At 65.5% G+C, this 2,116-nt stretch carries 3 protein-coding genes; all 3 read left to right on the forward strand.

Translation table 11 applies throughout. The annotated features are described in order from the left end of the window. Positions 1-270 (forward strand): TRAP transporter large permease subunit (locus tag KUW00_RS05110; protein ID WP_222568430.1); only part of this gene is annotated, 270 nt, incomplete at its 5' end. Between the two features lie 177 nt (positions 271-447). Beyond that, positions 448-1,464 carry an AraD1 family protein gene (gene araD1, locus KUW00_RS05115; RefSeq protein WP_222568431.1) on the forward strand — a complete coding sequence of 339 codons (1,017 nt, stop codon included), beginning with the start codon at positions 448-450 and terminating at the stop codon, positions 1,462-1,464. A gap of 131 nt (positions 1,465-1,595) precedes the next feature. Beyond that, positions 1,596-2,116: aldehyde dehydrogenase family protein (locus tag KUW00_RS05120; protein ID WP_222568432.1), on the forward strand; the 521-nt coding region annotated here is incomplete at its 3' end.

Consider the following 2,116-nt stretch of genomic DNA (forward strand, 5'->3'; position numbering starts at 1 on the left):
GCCATGCTGACCCTGCCGATCTTCGTGCCGATCATCGTGCAGCTGGGCTACAGCCCGATCTGGTTCGGCATCCTGTTCGCGGTGAACATGCAGGTGTCCTTCCTGTCGCCGCCGTTCGGACCCGCGGCCTTCTACCTGAAGGGTGTGGCGCCACCGGAGATCAGCCTCAAGGACATCTTCGTCTCGGTGCTGCCCTTTATCGCCCTGCAGCTATGTGTACTCGCGGCGCTGCTGGTGTGGCCCGAGATGGCCATGTGGCTGGTGCAATGACGCGGATCGGCCCCTCTCCGGGACCAGGCGCCAGGCTAGACGCCAGCAAAGCCACCTTTCCATAACGTCAACCCATACCTTTGTATGTTGACCATACACCACCCCAGAGGCGTAAGATGCCTCTGGGGGCCAACCGTGAACCGGGACAAGGCGCCCACGTCACGCAAGGATATCGCCATGCATCATGACACCCCCGAGACCCTTCGCATCATCCAGTGCCGCCACCAGGGCAGCGTCAGGGCCGCCCTGGTCGAAGGACCGGACCGTGTGCGACTGACCGACGCCGACACCTATACCCTGGCACGCCGTGCGCTGGCCGAGGGCAAGGGCCTGGCGACTACGGTCAATGAATGCCTCGGTGACGAGACCCTCGACTACGGCGAACTGGTCGAGACCGGTCAGCTACTGCCGCCGCTGACCCATCCAGATCCCGCGCACTGCCTGGTCACCGGCACCGGCCTGACCCATCTGGGCAGCGCCGATACCCGCAGCGCCATGCACGCCGACTCGTCCGAAACCGACGACGCCCAGCTGACCGACTCGATGCGCATGTTCAGGCTCGGCGTCGAGGGCGGCAAGCCCGCCGAAGGCCAGGTGGGCGCCCAGCCCGAGTGGTTCTACAAGGGAGATGGTGACTGCGTGGTGGCCCCCGAGGCGCCGCTGCCCTGGCCATCCTTTGCCGAGGATGCAGGCGAAGAGCCGGAACTCGCCGGGCTCTACCTCATCGATGATCAGGGCCGTCCCCATCGGCTGGGCTTCGCCATCGGCAACGAATTCTCGGATCACATCACCGAACGCTACAACTACCTGTGGCTGGCCCACTCGAAGCTTCGCGCCTGCAGTTTCGGCCCCGAACTGCTGATCGGTGAACTACCCTCTCATCTGGAGGGTACTTCGCGTATCACCAGAGACGGCGAGACCCTGTGGGAGAAGCCGTTCTTGACCGGCGAGGACAACATGGCGCACAGCATCGCCAACCTGGAACACCACCACTTCAAGTACCCAGGTTTCCGTCGGCCCGGTGACGTCCACGTCCATTTTTTCGGCACCGCCACCCTGAGCTTCGCCGACGGTGTCAGTGTCAAACCGGGCGAGCGCTACGAGATCGAGCTACCGGCCTTCGGGCGTCCGCTGCGTAATCCGCTGGCGCCGCCCACCGAGGACGAAGAACAGACCAGCGTCACGCCGATGTAATCGACCGGCGACAGGCTTCGACTGTCCCGAACAATGACGACACGAGCATTGAACGCAGGTCGAGCCGGCGTTGACACTGGTACCAGACAGCAAACCGACAACCCCATCCCCGCAAGCGAAAAGGAGCCAACATGACTCTGGAAGGAAAGCAGCTGATCGGCAGCCAGGCCGTCGAGGCCAAGGGCGAGCCCATCCACGCCGTCAATCCGGCCACCGGTGAGACCCTCGAGCCTGGCTACAAGGCAGGTTCCAAGGCCGAGGTCGAGCGCGCCTGCGAACTGGCCTGGGCGGCCTTCGATAGCTACCGCGAGACTGGCCTCGAGGCCCGTGCGACCTTTCTCGAGACCATCGCCGACGAGATCGAGGCGCTCGGTGATGCCCTGATCGAGCGCGCCATGCAGGAGTCCGGCCTGCCCCAGGCACGTCTGCAGGGCGAGCGCGGCCGTACCTGCGGCCAGCTGCGCCTGTTCGCCTCGGTGGTGCGCGCCGGCGAATGGCTCGACGTGCGGCACGATCCGGCCCTGCCGGACCGTGAACCGATGCCGCGGGTCGACCTGCGCCAGCGCCATATCGCGCTGGGTCCGGTGGCGGTGTTCGGCGCCTCCAACTTCCCGCTGGCGTTCTCGGTGGCCGGTGGCGACACCGCCTCCGC

It is taken from the genome of Halomonas sp. DP5N14-9, from assembly GCF_019802175.1.
GTDB classification, from domain to species: Bacteria; Pseudomonadota; Gammaproteobacteria; order Pseudomonadales; family Halomonadaceae; genus Halomonas; species Halomonas litopenaei.